The organism is Actinomadura kijaniata NBRC 14229 (assembly GCF_001552175.1).
Taxonomy (GTDB): domain Bacteria; phylum Actinomycetota; class Actinomycetes; order Streptosporangiales; family Streptosporangiaceae; genus Spirillospora; species Spirillospora kijaniata.
The window spans coordinates 1-15,815 of record NZ_BCQR01000227.1; the positions used below are offsets into that span (position 1 = coordinate 1).

Genomic DNA, 15,815 nt, shown 5'->3' on the forward strand with positions numbered 1-15,815 from the left:
CCGTAGGCCAGGGCTTTGAAACACCGCCTAGCCCGCCGCGTCAGCCGGACGTGTCCCGCCGTCCCTGGATGCGGGGAACGGTCCTCGTGGCGGGCCGTCACAGGGAACGGGAGCGGAGACGCCCGCGTCAGCCGGTGCCCCTGCGGACGGCCGGGCACGCGATCGCGGCGACCCGACGAAGCGCACCCAAGGCGTGTCCCGGATCAGCAGGAGCGCTGCCGCGCGGGGCGCGTCGGCCCACAGCCGGGGCTTCCTGACTCCCCGGCGAGGCCGGGGCGGCGTTCACTTCCTCTTGCGGAGGTGGGTGCGCTTGCCGTCGGGGTCGAGGATGGTCAGGATCTCCGCCGGGCCGTCGTAGGCTCCGAACGCGTGCGGGACCATCGTGGAGAACTCCGCCGCCTGACCGGCCTCGACCAGGATGGTCCGGTCGCCCAGCAGCAGCGTCACGGTCCCCGACAGGACCGTGAACCAGTCCCGCCCCGGATGGACCTTCAGCTCGTCGACCCCGCGCCGCACCGGCCTGGTCATGCGGATCTTCGCCACGGTGAGGCCGTGCGGGCCGGTGTCCCGGTTCAGCGTCCAGGCCGTGAACCCCCGCGCTTCGTCGTGCTTCGGCCGGATCACCACGTCCTCGTCGCCGGCGGGCTCCACCAGCTGGTCGAGGGTGGTCTCCAGCGCCTGGGCGATCACGACCAGCTGGTCCAGCCCGATCCGCCGCCCGCCCGTCTCGATCCGGCTCAACGTGGAGGGGCTCAGCCCGCAGCGCGCCGCCAGGTCGTCCAGCGACCACCCCTTGGCCAGCCGCAGCCCTCGGATGCGTCCCCGGACCAGTGCGTCGACCTCTTCTTGCGCCATACGCAAGATGATATGACCTGCGCGCAAGAAGCTCGTACAGTCGCGACATGGCTTCCCAACCGCACGGACACCAGAACCTTCACCACGGGCACGCTCACCACGGGCACGCTCACCACGGGCACGCTCACCACGGGCACGGCCCGGCCGACGACTCCGGCCTCGCGGAGATGCTGGATCTCGACGCCGAGGTCCTGCACCCCCTGCTGGCGGAGACGACCGGACGGCTGGCGGAGTCGGCGGGCGACCGGCCGCCGCGCCGGATCCTCGACCTGGGCAGCGGCACCGGCGCCGGCACCGTCGCGTTGCTGCGGCGCTTCCCCGACGCCGAGGTGATCGCCGTGGACGCCGCCACGTCCATGCTGGAACGCCTCCGGCACAAGGCCCAGGACCTCGGGATGGCCGACCGGGTCACCACCGTCCAGGCCGACCTCGACGACGCGTGGCCGCCCGTCGGCACCGTCGATCTGGTGTGGGCGTCCGCGTCCGTGCACCATCTGGCCGACCCGGTCCGCGTGCTGCGCGAGGTCTTCGCCGCGCTCCGTCCCGGCGGGCTGCTGGCCGTGCTGGAGCTGGACGCCTTCCCGCGTTTCCTGCCCGACGACCTCGGTCTCGGCCGTTCCGGGCTGGAGGCGCGCTGCCACGCCGCCCTCGCCGAACGGCGCGAGCAGCAGGGCCCGCGCCTGGACATCGACTGGGGCCCGTACCTGACCGAAGCCGGTTTCGCCCTGGAGGACAGGCGCGTGCTGAGCTTCGAGCAGGCGTCCCCGCCGCCCGCCGCCGGACGCTACGCCCGGGCACTGCTGCGCAAGTTCCGCTCCCACCTCGACGACCGGCTGGCCCCCGACGACCTGGCCACCCTCGACGCCCTCCTCGACGACGAGGGTCCGCACAGCGTCCTCCGCCGGACCGACCTCACCGTCCGCGCCACCCGGACGGTCTGGACCGCCGCGCGCCCATAAGCCCGCACCGGCACGGGAAAATAATTCGAAGAAATGCTTCCCCGGCGCGCTGAGCAGCGACGACGCCCCGAAAAGCAAACCCGTCCGCTTTCCTTCGACGACATCGTTTTCGCAGGTAGGAGCCGTATGTGAACAACGTGTTCGCGTTTGCTCGCCCGGTGTCGTCGACCCCAGGATGAAGTACCGGCAATTCACGCCCCCAGCGGGCTTCTTCGGCATGCCCGCCGACAAGGAGGAACGGCCATGACCATTCTGGTGACCGGAGCGACGGGACAGATCGGCAGGCGCGTCGTGGACCGGCTCGTCCGCGCCCGCGTCCCCGTCCGGGCGATCAGCCGCGCCCCCGAGAACGCCGCCCTTCCCCGCGACGTGCGGGTCGTGCGCGGCGACCTGACCGACCCCGACTCCCTGGACGGGGCCCTGGACGGCGTCGAGCGCGTCTACCTCTTCCCCGTCGCGGCCACCGCCAAGGAGGTGGCCCGGAAGTTCGCGGCGGCGGGGGCGCGGCGCGTCGTGACGCTGTCGTCGGGGGCCGTCGAGGGCGGCTACGACACCGACTTCCACCTCCCCGTCGAGCAGGCCGTCGAGGCGTCCGGGCTGGAGTGGACCCATGTGCGGCCCGGCGAGTTCATGCTGAACAAGCTGTGGATCTGGGGGCCGTCGATCCGCGCCGAGGGCGTCGTGCGCGACCCGTTCCCCGACGCGACCTGGTGCCCGGTCCACGAGGACGACATCGCCGACGTCGCGGCGGCCGCGCTGCTGGAGGACGGGCACGCGGGCCGGGCGTACACGCTGAACGGGCCCGAGTTCCTGAGCGTCCGCGACCAGGTCCGGATCATCGGGGAGGCGCTCGGCCGGGAGATCCGCCTCGAACGGGTCACGCCCGAGCGGGCCCGGGAGATCTACCGGCGGCAGGGCGGGTTCGCCGCCGACAACGCCGATTTCCTGCTCGGCTTCGAGGACTACTCGGGCGCCCCGGCCGTCCCGGAGGACCGGGGCGCGCTCGACCTGTCGGCGTTCGGGCCGCTGCCGACCGCCGAGGCCGTGACGGGACGGGCGCGGACGTTCGCGGAGTGGGCGCGCGACCACGCCGGCGACCTGCGGCCCTGACGAAAGTCGGGGACGGCGGCTGACGTTCGCGCACTGCGGCGGGCGAGGACCGGTCCCTAGCGTTCGTGGTCGAACGGAGGGAATCCGATGATCACACTGCGGGGACTGACCAAACGGTACGGGGACACCACCGCCGTCGACGACCTGACGTTGGAGATCGGGGCCGGGCGGGTGACCGGCTTCCTCGGTCCGAACGGCGCGGGCAAGTCGACCACCATGCGCATGATCGTGGGGCTGGACCGGCCGACCGCGGGCGAGGCGCTGGTCGGCGGGCGGCCGTACGCGACGCTGCGGTGGCCGCTGCGGGAGGTCGGGGCGCTGCTGGACGCCAAGGCGCTGCACCCCGGCCGGTCCGCCCGCGCCCATCTGCTGGCGATGGCACGCGGCAACGGCATCCCGGCGCGCCGCGTCGACGAGGTGCTGGAGACCGTCGGCCTGACGGCGGTCGCGGACCGGCGCGCGGGGACGTTCTCGCTCGGCATGGGACAGCGGCTCGGCATCGCGGGCGCGCTGCTGGGCGACCCGCGGGTGCTGCTGTTCGACGAGCCGGTCAACGGCCTGGACCCCGACGGCGTGCTGTGGGTGCGGCGGCTGATGCGGTCGTTGGCCGCCGAGGGCCGCACGGTGTTCGTGTCGAGCCACCTGATGAGCGAGATGGAGCTGACCGCCGACCGTCTCGTGGTGATCGGCCGGGGACGGCTGCTGGCGGACGCGCCGACCGCCGAGATCATCGCGCGCAGCTCCCGCAACGTGGTGTGCGCGCGCAGCCCCGAGGCCACCACCCTGGCCAGGGCGCTGACCGAACGGCTCGGCGCCGAGGCGCACCGTGCCGACGACACGCTCACGGTGTCGGGCGTCGCGATCGAACGCGTCGGGCTCCTCGCCCACGAGCTGAACGTCCCGCTCCTGGAGCTCAGGACGCAGGCCGCCTCGCTGGAGGAGGCGTACATGGAACTGACCGGCGCGAGCGTCGAGTACGGCGTCTCCGACAGGGCGGGGGTGTGACGGTGGAGGTACCGCGCAGGGCCTTCGCGGCCGAGTGGACCAAGCTGTGGTCGCTGCGTTCCACCTGGTGGACGCTGGCGGGCGCGTTCGCGCTGATGGCGGCGATGGCGTTCACCCTGGCCACCAGCACCGTGCACAACAACACCAACGACGTCCCCGGCGACGACCTGGGCGTCGTCGTGGCCAGCGACACGGCGGTCGGGTCGGTGGACCTCGTGCAGTTCGTCGTGCTGACCTTCGCCATCCTGGCGATCACCGCCGAGTACGCGACCGGGAGCATCGGCACCACGCTGCGGTGGGCGCCGCGGCGCGGGGTGGTGCTGCTGGCCAAGTCGGCCGTGCTGGCCGCCGTGACGTTCCCCGCCGGGATGCTGCTCGGGCTGCTGGGCACGGCGGTCGCGGCCCCGGTCCTGGGCGACTGGGGCCGCTTCTCGGTGGGCGGGACGCTGGCCGACTCGGCGGCGATCGGCGTCTACCTGGCGCTGACCAGCGTGCTGGTGCTGGGGATCGGAACGCTGCTGCGCAGCACGGCGGGGGCGGTGACCACGGTGTTCCTGTTCCTGATGGCGTTGCCGATGCTGATCGGCGGCTCCAACACGGCGCTCGGGCAGTGGATCTCCGACGCGCTGCCGTCCTCGGCGGGCCGCCACTTCATGAACGGCGGCGGCGACTCCTACGGCCCCGCCGTCGGGCTGGCGCTGCTGGCCGTCTGGACGGCGGCGTTCCTGCTCGGGGCGCGGACGGCGCTGCGCCGCCGCGACGCCTGAGCGAACTTTCAGGAAACCCCCAGCCCTCCTCCAGCCGCCTCCGGTTGGCTGGGGACGCATGAACGTGAACAAGAAGATCGCCCTGGGGGCGGCGGCGACGGGCCTGCTCGGCATGGGCCTGTACCTGACCGTTCCGGCCGCCGCGAGCGGCCCGGCGGCCGAGTTCACCCCCGCCGCCGCCCCGCGCGACGACGGGCGGCGGTGGCATCACCGCGGCGGACTCGGCCTGCACGGGGAGGCCACGGTCAAGAACCGCGACGGCGCGTTCAAGCTGCGGACCTGGCAGCGCGGCCAGATCACCGCCAGGTCCGGCGCGACCGTGTCGGTGAAGAGCGAGAACGGCGTGACCTGGCAGTGGACCACCAACGACCGGACCCGCTTCGGCAAGCGCGGTGAACGCTCCTCGCTGTCGGCGTTCGCCGTCGGCGACCGGGTCGTCGTGATGGGCGAGCGCTCCGGCGACACCCGCACCGCCGCGTTCCTGCGTTCACCGCGCCGCCGCTGAGGCTCAGTCGAAGTCGTAGACGGTGACGGGGACGTCGCGTTCGGCCAGGCGCCGCTCGATGAGGGGCTCGACCGCGGACCACTTGCCGCCGCCCAGCCCGACGCCGATGCGCGGCATGTGCACGGACGCGCCGAGCTCCAGCGCCCGTTCGCCGAGCTTCTCCAGGCACCGGTCGAGCGCGTCGTACTGGACCCGCACGCCCTTGCCGCCGCGTTTGTAGCCGCGCTGGGCGACCATGTTCGCGACCCACACATAGGGCTCGACCCGCACGAACTGCACCGCGCCGAGCCCGAAGTCGTTGCGGGCCCGCTCCCGGTGCCACGCCCGGTAGGCCGCCTCGGGCTCCTTCCAGCGCCGCGACACCGCCAGCACGAACCCCTTGCCCCAGCCGCCGAGGTCGTTGCAGACGTGCGCGACGACCTTCACGCCCTTGGCCTGTGGTGACGTGGCGTCCCCCCGCACGTACCGAACCGCCTCCATAAAGCGGAACATAACGCCACGCACCGACAGAACGCACTCGGTCAACCCTTGAGCTGGGCCATCTGGATGAGGTTGCCACAGGTGTCGTCGAACGTGGCGATCACCGCCGCCCCCACGTCCAGGGGCTCCTGGGTGAAGCGCACGCCGAGCCCGCTGAGCCGCTCGTACTCGGCCTGCACGTCGTCGACGGCGAACGACGTGAACGGGATCCCGTCCTCGACGAGCGCCTCCTTGAACGGCCCGGCCGCCGGATGCCCCGACGGCTCCAGCAGCAGCTCCACGCCGTCGGGCGCGTCCGGCGACACCACGGTCAGCCAGCGGCCCCCGCCCGCGGGCACGTCGGTCTTCTTCACGAACCCCAGCACCTCGGTGTAGAAGCGCAGGGCCTTCTCCTGGTCGTCGACGAGGACGCTGGTGACGTAGATCCTCATGGTCGTTCCCCTTCGGTCCGGCGCAGCCATCGGTCGGCGATGCGCTCCAGGGGCGCCGTGTTCAGGTGGTGGAACTTGTAACGCCCCTCGCGCCGCACCTCGACCAGCCCGGCGTCCTCCAGCACGGCGAGGTGCTGCGAGATCGCCTGGCGCGAGGACGTCAGACCATGCTTCATGGTCAGCCGCGCGCACAGCTCGAACAGCGTCTGCCCGTCCCGCTCGGCCAGCTCGTCCAGGAGCTTCCGGCGCGTCGGCTCGGACAGGGCCTTGAATACGTCGCCCACACGCCCACTATAGGCAAGCCGTCACTTGCCTGTCAGCCCCCGACCTCGTAAATCCTGGTCTTCAACTGCTCCTCGGCCCAGTCCAGACCGGCGTCCAGGTCGAACCAGACCCGGTCCCGCCGCGCCCCCGGCCGGTCGAGTCCGGCCGCCGCCCACGTGAAGACGCCGTTCAGCACGGCCTGCCGACCATGCGGCGGCCGCACCGCCAGCACGAACACCACCACGAACCCGGTCCGCGTCACCAGCACCGAGTCCCCGTCGCCCTCCTCCCTCCGCGCCCCGGTCAGGCACCGGGCCCGCTCCCGCAGCAGCAGCCATTCGAGCACCGACCCGGACACCTGACGGTTCAGGATGTCGGCGATCTGCTCCCGCACGTACGCGCCCGGGTTCTCCCCGAGCCACCCCATCCACTGATCGGGCTCGTCCAACGCCGAGTAGTCGTCCCGCACCGCCGCGTACCGCGGGTTCTCGTGGAACTCCCCGGTCAGCCGCCCGTCGTCGCCGACCTTCCAGCCACCCCGGATCGCCTCCGGAGGCACATGCCCGTCCGGATCGTCGACCCACGCCGAGTCGATCTCGTACACCCACCCGCCCGGCTGCGCCGCCGCCGCGGCCACCAGCTCCTCGGGCGGCCCCTCCGCGAAAGTCCCCATCGTCACCCCTCAAAAAAGCCGACGATAGCGACAAAACCCATATGACCGCGCCCGCCCAGACCACACCACCACGAACAACCAGCCATTCCCGACCCGATGCGGCCACTTCCGGCAGCCTTTCTCCCCATCCACAGCAAGTCTGTTGACGGGCGGCTTGACAGTGCGTTACCTGTGGCCTGGTCACCGTGATCCGCCGCCCCCACGGCCGGAGGTCCCCACCTCGTGTTGCGAACGAATCGCCCCGAAGGCGATGGCAAGGCGGCCCGTTGAGCCGCGCCGAGCACGCCGCGGCCGAGCTCCCCCGCGTCAGGAGGCTCGCCGACCAGTACGGCCCGGCCCTGAACAGGGCGTACACGACGCTACTGGACGGGGCCCTGAACGGCCCGGCCGCCGACCGGCTGTTCACCGGCATGGCCGCACGGCATCGCACCACCCGGACGGCGTTCTACGAGGCGTTCGACCAGGTACGTCGGCTGGCCGCCCAAGCCCCTCATCCACCCCGCGTCCGCGAGCCCCACGTACCCGGCCCTCCAAGCGGCCCACGCGGCGGCGACATCCGCTCTGGATCTCCGAACCTGCTGAACACACTGGCCGCCGAACTGTCCCAGGCCGGCGCCGCCTGGCAGAACGCCGGTGGCTCCCTGGCGCGCGTCCTGACCGGGCTGGGACTCGACCCCACCCCCGGCACCCGGATCAGACAGGCCGGACAGTGGCTCTCCGGCCAACGCCAAGACCTCGAACACCGCCGCACCGAACTCCTCAAAGAAGAGCAACTGCACACGGCGCTCGCCACCGCCCGGATCGCCCTGTCCCAACACGACGCGCCTCCCTGGCAGGGCTACTGGCGCAGCTACCTCCCCGGCGTATGGGACTCGCTCAAGGACATCGGACTGGCGGGCCTGGCCGGCAACCCCTGGACCGCCCCGTACTACCTGATGATCGACCCCGACGGTTGGCGAGAACGCGGACCGATCGGCCAACTGAAGGGACTGTACGAAGGCGTCCAGGACCCGGTGGCTCTCGCCAAGGCGGCGATCGACTGGGAGGAGTGGAAACGCGACCCCCTCCGCGCCTACGGCCGCCTGGGCCCCAACATCGTGCTGACGGTCCTCACAGGCGGCGCGGGAGCAACGTCCAGACTCGGAACAGGCGTCCGCACCCTCAGCGGCAAAACCCGCCCCGAAGGAAAACCCCCCGGAACCGAACTGGCCAAGGCAGGCAAGGACCTGCCCCCCACCCCCCTGAAGACCGCCAAACCTACCCCGCCCCCCGACCCAGGCGACGTCCGCGTGGCAGGCCCGGACAAAACCCCACCCGACCGCAAGGTCGCCGGTAGCGGCGGCTCAGCCGAACAACAGCCAAAAGTGGGATTCGGCCATCACTCCGATGAACAACTGCGGAAACTCGCCACGGCCTCGGGCGGCCTGCGCGGTGTCTACGAGCAGCACGGCGCCGGGCTGCTCGGCACAGTGATCGGCGCCGAGGCCAAGCAGCTCACCTCAGGTCGACGCGCCCATATCGTCGAACGGGTCAACGGACTCGGACTGCCCCGGCGAGAGGCGGCCGAGGCCGCGATGCACGCCGCACAACGCGCCTGGGGCCAAGCGGGGCAGATCGCCTTGCCCAACGGCGACATCGCCGTGGTGCCGGGCCATCCGACCGTCCCCGACACCTTCGTGGTCTCCGGGAACGGAACGGTGACCATGCGCAGGTCCACCCGCTGGTATGACGAAGAAGCCAAGGAGGTCAGGATTGAGTTCCTGGACTGAGGAGACCGACGCGATGCCGGGTGACACGCCACTGACCGCGCTCGACTACGAGTTGTTCATGCTGCACGCGATGGTGGACGCCCCACCCGACCTCGTCGAAGAAGCCTTGGCCGTGGTCGGCGCGAACCGGAGCACCATGGAGGCTTCCTACCAGCGCGTCCAAGCGGAGAACTTCATCCTGCGCCCGTCCTTCGCCCCGATCAGCGAGATCCTCGGCCCGCCCCTGCACGAGGAACAACGCCACGAAGCAGGCCAGCGGTTCACCGTCCGCACCTTCGCACTCCGCCTCTGGCCCGCCTTCGCCCTAGAGGTCTACGGCCGCTCCGACGGCATGGTCTGGGACGAACGCTTCGTGCGAACCGCGGCGAACACCCCGCTCCCCGCCGACCCCTCTCAGCTCAAACCATGGACGGCGACCAAGCCCGAGATCGAGAGCCGTTTCGGTCCCCTGGAAGAGATCGAACTATGGGCCCCCCACGCCTCCTACTCCCTCACCCACCAGCCACCAGTTGCAGCCCCCACCAGGTACGACCTGGTGTTCTCCCGCTCCCTCCTCCAACGCACCGAACCGCACACCTCGTCCGGGTGAACGCGACGAACGGCCCAACAACCAATCGCCGAGGATGACGTAAGACGCTCCACGCCCGGGCAGCAAACCCGAACCGGGCCGCACCTCGCTGATGACGGCCAACCAAGAACACTGCCGGAACGAGCTGCTCATCCACATATTCACGGCAGCCGAAGCATTCAGCTCCCATGGAAAGCACAAAGGCCACTTCCGATGATTGGAAGTGGCCTTTGTTCTGTTGCGCACCCGTAGGGATTCGAACCCCAAACCTTCTGATCCGTAGTCAGATGCTCTATCCATTGAGCTACGGGTGCTCGCTCCAGGTGTGTCGCCTGGGGCGGTGTCGCGTTGAGAGTCTAGCAGCTCCGGGCCGGTGGTCCGTTCCCCGCTGTTCCCTCGCGGCAACGGGTTCAAGTCTAGGACACCTGGAGGAGTGCTTCGAACGTGGACGCCGGGAAGAGGTTCGCGGTGCTGGGAACCGTTTGCGGCAGGTATGCATCCAACCTCCGTACGTGACGCAAGTGACCGGTGGGACGACACCGGCTGCGACCCCCGCTCTGCAAGGAGATACCCCCTATGCGCATGTCCACCAAGCTCGTCGGCGTGCTCGCGATCGGTGGCGTGATGCTCACCTCCACGGCCTGTGGCCCGCTGTCGGCCGTCACCGGTGGCGGCGACAAGGCGTCCGCCTGCAACAACATCAAGACGGAGCTGGAGACGCTCAGCCAGAACGCCAAGATGCCCAAGCCCGACCTCAGCAACCCGTCGGCCGGGCTGTCGCAGCTGAAGCAGCAGACCACCCAGATGGCGCAGCAGTACCAGAACACCGCGTCCAGGATCCGTTCCGAGGGCGACCGGGCCGGCGGCGACGTCCAGAGCGCCGCGGGCAAGCTCGCGGGCGACCTGGACAGCATGGCCAACATGCTGCGCAACTCCACCTCGGGCGGCGCCACCGGCATGAACTCCTTCTCCCAGATCACGCAGAACGCCGCCGACCTGGGCAAGGCGTGCGGCTTCAGCGGCACCTTCCGCTTCGGCTCCTGACCCGGGCCGGGGGTGCTCCACCGTGCGGAGCACCCCCGGCGCGCCATATGCTGTCGTTGCGCTTTGCCGGTTGGCTCGCCGACCGGTAACCTGTGCTGAGCCTGGAGGATTCGCCTAGTCCGGTCTATGGCGCCGCACTGCTAATGCGGTTTGGGTGCAAGCCCATCGAGGGTTCAAATCCCTCATCCTCCGCCACTACCAGCGCCTCCGCTGAGGATCACTTCCTCGGCGGAGGCGTTTCTGGTCTCTGGTGTGGTCGCCTTGCCGCCTACCCATCATGGGGGGCGGAGGCGGGCTGCTGTCGTTTGCGGGCTTCGTAATTTGATCTGAGGCGTGGCGGGTTTACTGGTTCGTCTGTGTGGAGAGGTTCGAGGCTCTCAGCAGCGCTATGGCGCGGGTGCCTATGCGGAACGACTGGTCGGGGCGGCAGGATCCGTCGAGTAGTACTTTGCGGCCGCGTGCTGCGATCGCCAGCACTGCGTCGTCTGTGAGGACTGATGCGACGGCTCTCAGCATTTCCGGGACGCCGGCGCCGTCGGCGTCCTGCCAGGTCGTCTGCTCGCCGTAGGGGATGTCCGTGATGACGATGTCCGGCGTGGTCCCGCCGAGTGTTGTTCTCAGTGCGGTCGGGTCGAAGACGTTTGCTCGGTGGGCTGTCGTCGGCAGCCGTCCGCCCTGTGCCGCCAGGCTCGCGCTGAGTCTGCGCGCTGCCTCCGCGGCCTCCAGGTAGGACGGTTTGCCGAAGCGCTCCGCCCGGTCCTCCAGCGCTTTTGCTCGTTCTTCCAGTGCGTCGGGGTCGAGCAGGCCGAGGTTCTCGCGGGCCAGTTCCAGCGCTTCGTCGTCGATGTCGCTGGCCACCAGCGAGGTGATCTCCGCGCGGTGCAGCAGCCCCAGGGTCGACAGCAGGTAGCCGCTGCCGCAGCAGGGGTCCCAGACCACGGCGGGAGCGTCGCCGCCGCGCAGCGTCAGGGCGCGCAGGAAGATCTCAGAGGCGAGCCGGACGGGAAAGGCGGGGAAACCGGGCGCCGAGCGCAGGACCGACCCGCTCGCGAGATCGGTGTAGTCGCCTTTGACGACGACGTGGGTGTAGCCCACCGGTTCCCCTCTCCGGGACTCGTCCTGGAGATCGAGCTTAGTCGCGGGTCCTGGCCTGGTGGGCTGCGGGGAATCCGCGCTGCCGGGCGGATTCGTAGAGCATGAGGGTGCCGGCGGACGCGGCGTTGAGCGAGCTGGCGGCGCCGCCGATGGGGATGCTGACGGTCTCGTCGCAGAGTTCGCGCCAGCGGGCGCTCATGCCGAGCGTCTCGTTGCCGACGACCAGGAGGACGGGCCCGGTCAGGTCGCAGTCGGTCACCGGTGTCTCGCCGTGCTCGTCGGTGCCCACGATCCTGATGGGCAGGCCGCTCTCACGCCGGGCGGTCACCCAGTCCAGCACCTTGTCCGGGGACGGGCTGCGGACCACGGGCAGGCGGAACATCGACCCCGTGCTGGCGCGCACCGCCTTGGGGTCGTAGATGTCGGCGGCGTGGCCGGACACGAGCAGTCCCGAGGCGCCGAACGCGTCGGCGGAACGGACCAGCGTGCCGATGTTGCCCGGGTTCGTCGGCCGGTCGAAGGCCACGCCGAGGAAGTCGGGCCCCGTGGCCAGGCGGTCGAGGTCGTCCGGCTTGATGGCGCCGACGGCGATCAGTTCCGGGGCGGACTCGCGTTCGCCGAGCTCCCGCAGGAGTTCCGGGTCGACCGCGATCGACGGGACGCCGCCGTCCCGCAGAAGGCCCTCCGCCCAGGTGGACAGCTTCTGCTCGGCCGGATAGAGCAGGCGGCGCAGCGGCCATTCGTGCTCGACGGCCAGGGAGATCGGCCGGACTCCGTGGATCAGGAACTCACCGAGCCGCTGGCGCTTGTTCCGGTTGGTGAGCAGCGCCTGCCACGTCTGGAACTGGTCGTTGCGGCTGCGGACCCGGTCCGGCGCCTTGGTGCGCCGCGCCCCCTTGGACGCCCCGTGACCGGCGCCCCGGCCACGTTGCGGCCCGCCCTGATTCCGTCGATCCAGCATGGGACGACACTAGCAACGAGCTGATCCTGCCCTCGTCGGCGGAGCTGGTGACTTCAGCGCGGCTCGCTGATTTTCGAGGGAGTTTCTTGGGGGCGAATCGCGTCCGGGCTGGCGTTGGGAAACGTCATGGGATCGTCCGCTCTTTGACTGCGGTGCGCTCTGTATCTCATTTCGCAGGCGGTCAGGCTTTGGTGGGCGTCGGTTTCGGCGGGAGGACGGCGATGACGCCCGCGATCACCGCGGTCGTGAGACCGGCCAGTTGCAGGACGGTTCCGGCGAAGCCGAGGGGCTGGGCGGTGGGGTTGGTCAGGCGGTCGAGGGGCTCGGGGTCGGCGAGGACGCCGAGGATGAAGACCGCACTCAGCGGGATGCTCAGCAGGAGCATGAAGCGGCCGGGCACGAACGCGACCATCAGCGCCAGGAGGGCGAACAGCACCGGGCCGGGGCCGTCCCAGTCCGGGGCTTCGGGGGCGGCGTCGCCGACCGCGTCCGCGAGCAGGCCCGCGACGGCGAACCGGACGGCGGTGCGGCGGGGGTTCTGCCTGCTGAGCGGCTTGGGCGGGGGGAGCGTCCGGTGGCGGCGGTTGTGCCGGATGTCGAGGACGCCCGCGACGCTGGAGATCAGGAGTCCGGCCAGCATGATGATGTTGCCGGTGACCAGCAGCGTGTTTCCCGAGGTGAGGTTGTCGATTGAGATCCACAGGGAGAGCACCACGGCCGCCAGTGGTGACCAGGGCGTCCTGCGGTCCAGCCACACGATCGCCGCAGCCGCTAGGACCTGGCCGCCGATCGTGGCGGGAGGAGTCCGAGGGTTCGTGAAGTCTGCATGACCCACAGCGTCGGCTTGCCCTGCTGGGCCGGCGTCCCTGGAGGAGGTGCTTCGGTGCACTCCCTGTGGAGTAGCGCGTACGCCGGGACGGACGTTGACGTATTTGCGCTCTGTTTTCGGCCTCGACGCAAAAGGGCGAGTTCTGTTGTCCGTAGACCTTGCTGTCAGTGCGGGCTGTTCGAGAAGAATGTATAAAGACCGCACTGACGATGGTGGCGTGGTCGGGTGGAACGAAGGGGGGCCGGCCGTTGGATGAGTTGCAGTTGTCCCATCGTCATCTGCCGGGCGGCGTCACGGTGGTGTCGGTGGCCGGCGAGGTCGACCTGCGCACCGCCGACCGGCTGCACGCCTACTTGCAGCAGGCGCGCCGGAGCCCTGCCGAACATCTGGTGCTGGACCTGACCGACACCCCGCTGCTGGACAGCACCGGTCTGCAGGTCCTGGTCAACGCCCACCTGTACGCCACCGCGCACGGCGCGACCATACGCGTGGCCGCCCTGGCACCCATGGTGCGGCGCATGTTCGCCATCACCCGGCTGGATGCCCACATCGGTGTGCACCCCACCGTCGAGGACGCCCTCCTGGCCGCCCTGACCGGCCGACGGCCTGGCGACGGAAGCGACGACGGAGACGGTCTCGGCGGCAACACCGCACATGGCGAAACCGCCTGATCGCCGGCCCTCACCGCGCTCCCCGCCGAGGTCGATCGGAACGTGCTGCTCGCCCCCGCCGACCAGCCCCCGGCCGGGCATGCCTGGTCCAAGCCCCGATCCCTGCTTCGACCCGTCGCGCACCGGGGCGCAGGTGTTCAAGTAGCGGTGGAAGAGCCGGCCGGCGGCCCGCGCCGAGCGCGACAAGCCGAGTGAGGGCCCCGACGGCTCCAGCTACGTGACCGCCGACGGCGTGGACGCCTGGCAGCCGCGGTCGTTCGCCGGGGCCGCGCCGTCTACGCGGTGAACCCGCTCGGCCACCGCAACGGCGAACCGGCTCCCGTTCCCTTCACCGCCGCCGTCGTCAAGATCAAGCAGAAGCTCGCCACCTACTATCCGTGACCCCGGGACCGAGCGCGGGAACGTGAGGTCCCGCGCTCACGGGTCAGCGGCGGCGTGTCGCCGCGGGTGGTGGTGAAGCGTCTGCGGTACTCGCTCGGCGTGGTGCCCAGGTGGTGAGCGAAGGCGCGGCGGAGGCTCTCGTCGCTGCCGAGGCCGCTGTGCCGCGCCGCCGAGGTGATGCTGTGGCCGTCCAGGAGCAGCTGCTGGGCTCGGTCGAGGCGGACGCGCTCGACCCAGCGGCCGGGGGTGGTGTTCAGTTCGGTCTGGAACAGCCGGGTCAGGTGGCGGGTGCTGACGGCCGCGGACGCCGCCATGGCGGGCACGCTGTGGTCGCCAGCCGGGTCGGCGAGCACCGAGGCGACCAGCGAGCGCAGCAGGTCGCTGCGTGCCGGCGGGGTCGCGAGGGCCGTGGAGAACTGCGACTGCCCGCCCGGCCGCTGCATGAACACGACCAGCTCGCGGGCGATGTCCCGGGCGACGTCCGCCCCGTGGTCGTCCTCCACCAGCCCGAGGGCCAGGTCGATGCCCGCGCTGATCCCCGCGGAGGTGACGTACCGCCCGTCGCGGATGTAGAGGGCGTCCGGCTCCACCCGCACCCGGGGATAGCGGCGGGCGAGCGTTCCGGCGTGCCGCCAGTGCGTGGTCGCCCGGCGTCCGTCGAGCAGGCCGAGAGCGGCCAGGACGAAGGCGCCGCTGCAGACCGAGGCGACGCGCGTCGCCCGCTCGGCGAGGGAGCCGGCCGCCTCCAGCAGCTCGTCCTCAAGGGGCTGTCCGGCCAGCCGGTCGGCGCCCGCGACCACGAGCGTGTCGACGGGCCCGGCGTCGGCCACCGCGGTCGCGCCGGCCAGTGCCAGGCCCGAGGCGGTCGTCACGTCGCCGCCGTGCGGGGAGACCAGCACCAGCCGGTAGGGGAGGCCGAGCCGCACGGCCTGGTGCAGCACCTCCGCCGGGCCGCTGACGTCGAGCATGGTCACGCCGTCGAACACCAGAAAGGCCACACGCTGCGTCATGTCTGGATCCGTGGTTCTCCTGGCAGAAAGGACAAGGCGCCAGGCTATGCCATCGGGTGAGGGTGGAGGTGTTCACCGAACGGGCACAGAAGGGCACATGTGATGAGCGAGACGATCGCGGACGTGCGCGTCCCGGACAGCGCGCTGGCCAGAGAGGCGACCGAGCTGGTGCGCGAGGCCGCTTCGCCGCTGCTGTTCGACCACTCCCGGCGGGTCTTCCTGTTCGGGGCACTGCGCGGCCGGGAGCAGGGCCTGGATTTCGACCCCGAGCTGCTGTACGTGGGGGCGATGTTCCACGACCTGGGGCTGACCGAGCGCTTCCGCCGCACGGACCAGCGTTTCGAGATCGACGGCGCCGACGAGGCCCGCCGTTTCCTGCGGACGCACGGGATCACCGGTGAACGGGCCGACCGGGTCTGGACGGCCATCGCCCTGCAC

General features: G+C 70.8%; 19 protein-coding genes and 2 tRNA genes. 11 read left to right on the plus strand and 10 right to left on the minus strand.

The genetic code is table 11. The annotated features are described in order from the left end of the window. Positions 1-282: 282 nt before the first annotated feature. Entirely contained in the window at positions 283-855 is a 573-nt protein-coding gene (locus AKI01S_RS44555; protein WP_067832201.1) for a helix-turn-helix domain-containing protein, read from the minus strand. A gap of 47 nt (positions 856-902) precedes the next feature. On the opposite strand from AKI01S_RS44555, the gene AKI01S_RS44560 reads away from it, so the two are divergent. The 5 genes from AKI01S_RS44560 to AKI01S_RS44580 all read left to right on the plus strand — a co-directional run bounded on the left by AKI01S_RS44560 (position 903) and on the right by AKI01S_RS44580 (position 5,201). Further along, a complete protein-coding gene (locus AKI01S_RS44560) occupies positions 903-1,814 on the plus strand; it encodes a class I SAM-dependent methyltransferase (RefSeq protein WP_067832203.1) in 912 nt (303 codons plus the stop codon). A 243-nt stretch (positions 1,815-2,057) separates the two neighbouring features. Continuing rightward, positions 2,058-2,924 carry an SDR family oxidoreductase gene (locus AKI01S_RS44565; protein ID WP_067832204.1) on the plus strand — a complete coding sequence of 289 codons (867 nt, stop codon included), beginning with the start codon at positions 2,058-2,060 and terminating at the stop codon, positions 2,922-2,924. An 87-nt stretch (positions 2,925-3,011) separates the two neighbouring features. Continuing rightward, positions 3,012-3,929 (plus strand): ABC transporter ATP-binding protein, encoded by a 918-nt coding sequence (locus AKI01S_RS44570; protein ID WP_067832206.1) that lies wholly within the window; start codon positions 3,012-3,014, stop codon positions 3,927-3,929. Continuing rightward, complete coding sequence (locus AKI01S_RS44575) at positions 3,926-4,696, plus strand: ABC transporter permease (protein WP_157420594.1); 771 nt, start codon at positions 3,926-3,928, stop codon at positions 4,694-4,696. Before AKI01S_RS44570 ends, AKI01S_RS44575 begins: the two co-directional genes overlap by 4 nt. A 58-nt stretch (positions 4,697-4,754) precedes the next feature. Continuing rightward, the gene (locus tag AKI01S_RS44580; protein ID WP_067832208.1) at positions 4,755-5,201 is read left to right on the plus strand and encodes a DUF5666 domain-containing protein; all 447 of its coding nucleotides are present in this window, start codon (positions 4,755-4,757) and stop codon (positions 5,199-5,201) included. Positions 5,202-5,204: 3 nt separating this feature from the next. On the opposite strand, the gene AKI01S_RS44585 is transcribed toward AKI01S_RS44580, so the two are convergent. From AKI01S_RS44585 to AKI01S_RS44600, 4 genes are read right to left on the minus strand one after another with little or no spacing between them, the layout of a single operon-like run. Further along, positions 5,205-5,681: a macro domain-containing protein gene (locus AKI01S_RS44585; protein ID WP_067832209.1), complete on the minus strand. Its 477-nt coding sequence runs from the start codon at positions 5,679-5,681 to the stop codon at positions 5,205-5,207. 41 nt (positions 5,682-5,722) lie between these two features. After that, positions 5,723-6,112: a VOC family protein gene (locus tag AKI01S_RS44590; protein WP_067832210.1), complete on the minus strand. Its 390-nt coding sequence runs from the start codon at positions 6,110-6,112 to the stop codon at positions 5,723-5,725. After that, positions 6,109-6,396, minus strand: a complete 288-nt coding sequence (locus AKI01S_RS44595) for an ArsR/SmtB family transcription factor (RefSeq protein WP_067832211.1) — start codon at positions 6,394-6,396, stop codon at positions 6,109-6,111. Before AKI01S_RS44595 ends, AKI01S_RS44590 begins: the two co-directional genes overlap by 4 nt. A gap of 32 nt (positions 6,397-6,428) precedes the next feature. Beyond that, the gene (locus AKI01S_RS44600) at positions 6,429-7,049 is read right to left on the minus strand and encodes a hypothetical protein (protein ID WP_067832212.1); all 621 of its coding nucleotides are present in this window, start codon (positions 7,047-7,049) and stop codon (positions 6,429-6,431) included. A gap of 266 nt (positions 7,050-7,315) precedes the next feature. On the opposite strand from AKI01S_RS44600, the gene AKI01S_RS44605 reads away from it, so the two are divergent. Beyond that, positions 7,316-8,818: a hypothetical protein gene (locus AKI01S_RS44605; protein WP_067832217.1), complete on the plus strand. Its 1,503-nt coding sequence runs from the start codon at positions 7,316-7,318 to the stop codon at positions 8,816-8,818. Continuing rightward, on the plus strand, positions 8,802-9,407 hold the full coding sequence (locus AKI01S_RS44610; RefSeq protein WP_157420595.1) for a hypothetical protein: 606 nt from the start codon (positions 8,802-8,804) through the stop codon (positions 9,405-9,407). The genes AKI01S_RS44605 and AKI01S_RS44610 overlap by 17 nt, the downstream gene beginning before the upstream one ends. A gap of 220 nt (positions 9,408-9,627) precedes the next feature. On the opposite strand, the gene AKI01S_RS44615 is transcribed toward AKI01S_RS44610, so the two are convergent. Beyond that, positions 9,628-9,700, minus strand: a tRNA-Arg gene (locus AKI01S_RS44615). A 262-nt stretch (positions 9,701-9,962) separates the two neighbouring features. On the opposite strand from AKI01S_RS44615, the gene AKI01S_RS44620 reads away from it, so the two are divergent. Next, the gene (locus AKI01S_RS44620; protein WP_067832230.1) at positions 9,963-10,430 is read left to right on the plus strand and encodes a hypothetical protein; all 468 of its coding nucleotides are present in this window, start codon (positions 9,963-9,965) and stop codon (positions 10,428-10,430) included. 103 nt (positions 10,431-10,533) lie between these two features. Then, positions 10,534-10,625 (plus strand) — tRNA-Ser (locus AKI01S_RS44625). A 147-nt stretch (positions 10,626-10,772) separates the two neighbouring features. Here the strand turns inward: AKI01S_RS44625 and AKI01S_RS44630 are convergent. From AKI01S_RS44630 to AKI01S_RS44640, 3 genes are all read right to left on the minus strand, one after another. Beyond that, a complete protein-coding gene (locus tag AKI01S_RS44630) occupies positions 10,773-11,525 on the minus strand; it encodes an rRNA methyltransferase (protein WP_067832232.1) in 753 nt (250 codons plus the stop codon). A 37-nt stretch (positions 11,526-11,562) separates the two neighbouring features. After that, positions 11,563-12,486 carry a TrmH family RNA methyltransferase gene (locus AKI01S_RS44635; RefSeq protein WP_084000858.1) on the minus strand — a complete coding sequence of 308 codons (924 nt, stop codon included), beginning with the start codon at positions 12,484-12,486 and terminating at the stop codon, positions 11,563-11,565. Between the two features lie 181 nt (positions 12,487-12,667). Further along, positions 12,668-13,201: a hypothetical protein gene (locus AKI01S_RS44640; protein ID WP_157420596.1), complete on the minus strand. Its 534-nt coding sequence runs from the start codon at positions 13,199-13,201 to the stop codon at positions 12,668-12,670. 362 nt (positions 13,202-13,563) lie between these two features. Between AKI01S_RS44640 and AKI01S_RS44645 the strand changes: the two genes are divergently transcribed. After that, on the plus strand, positions 13,564-13,986 hold the full coding sequence (locus AKI01S_RS44645; protein ID WP_169814117.1) for an STAS domain-containing protein: 423 nt from the start codon (positions 13,564-13,566) through the stop codon (positions 13,984-13,986). 371 nt (positions 13,987-14,357) lie between these two features. Here AKI01S_RS44645 and AKI01S_RS44650 read toward each other — a convergent pair whose 3' ends face one another. Beyond that, positions 14,358-15,377 carry a GlxA family transcriptional regulator gene (locus AKI01S_RS44650; protein WP_067832237.1) on the minus strand — a complete coding sequence of 340 codons (1,020 nt, stop codon included), beginning with the start codon at positions 15,375-15,377 and terminating at the stop codon, positions 14,358-14,360. Between the two features lie 102 nt (positions 15,378-15,479). Between AKI01S_RS44650 and AKI01S_RS44655 the strand changes: the two genes are divergently transcribed. Then, on the plus strand, positions 15,480-15,815 hold a 336-nt coding region (locus AKI01S_RS44655), incomplete at its 3' end, for an HD domain-containing protein (protein WP_157420598.1).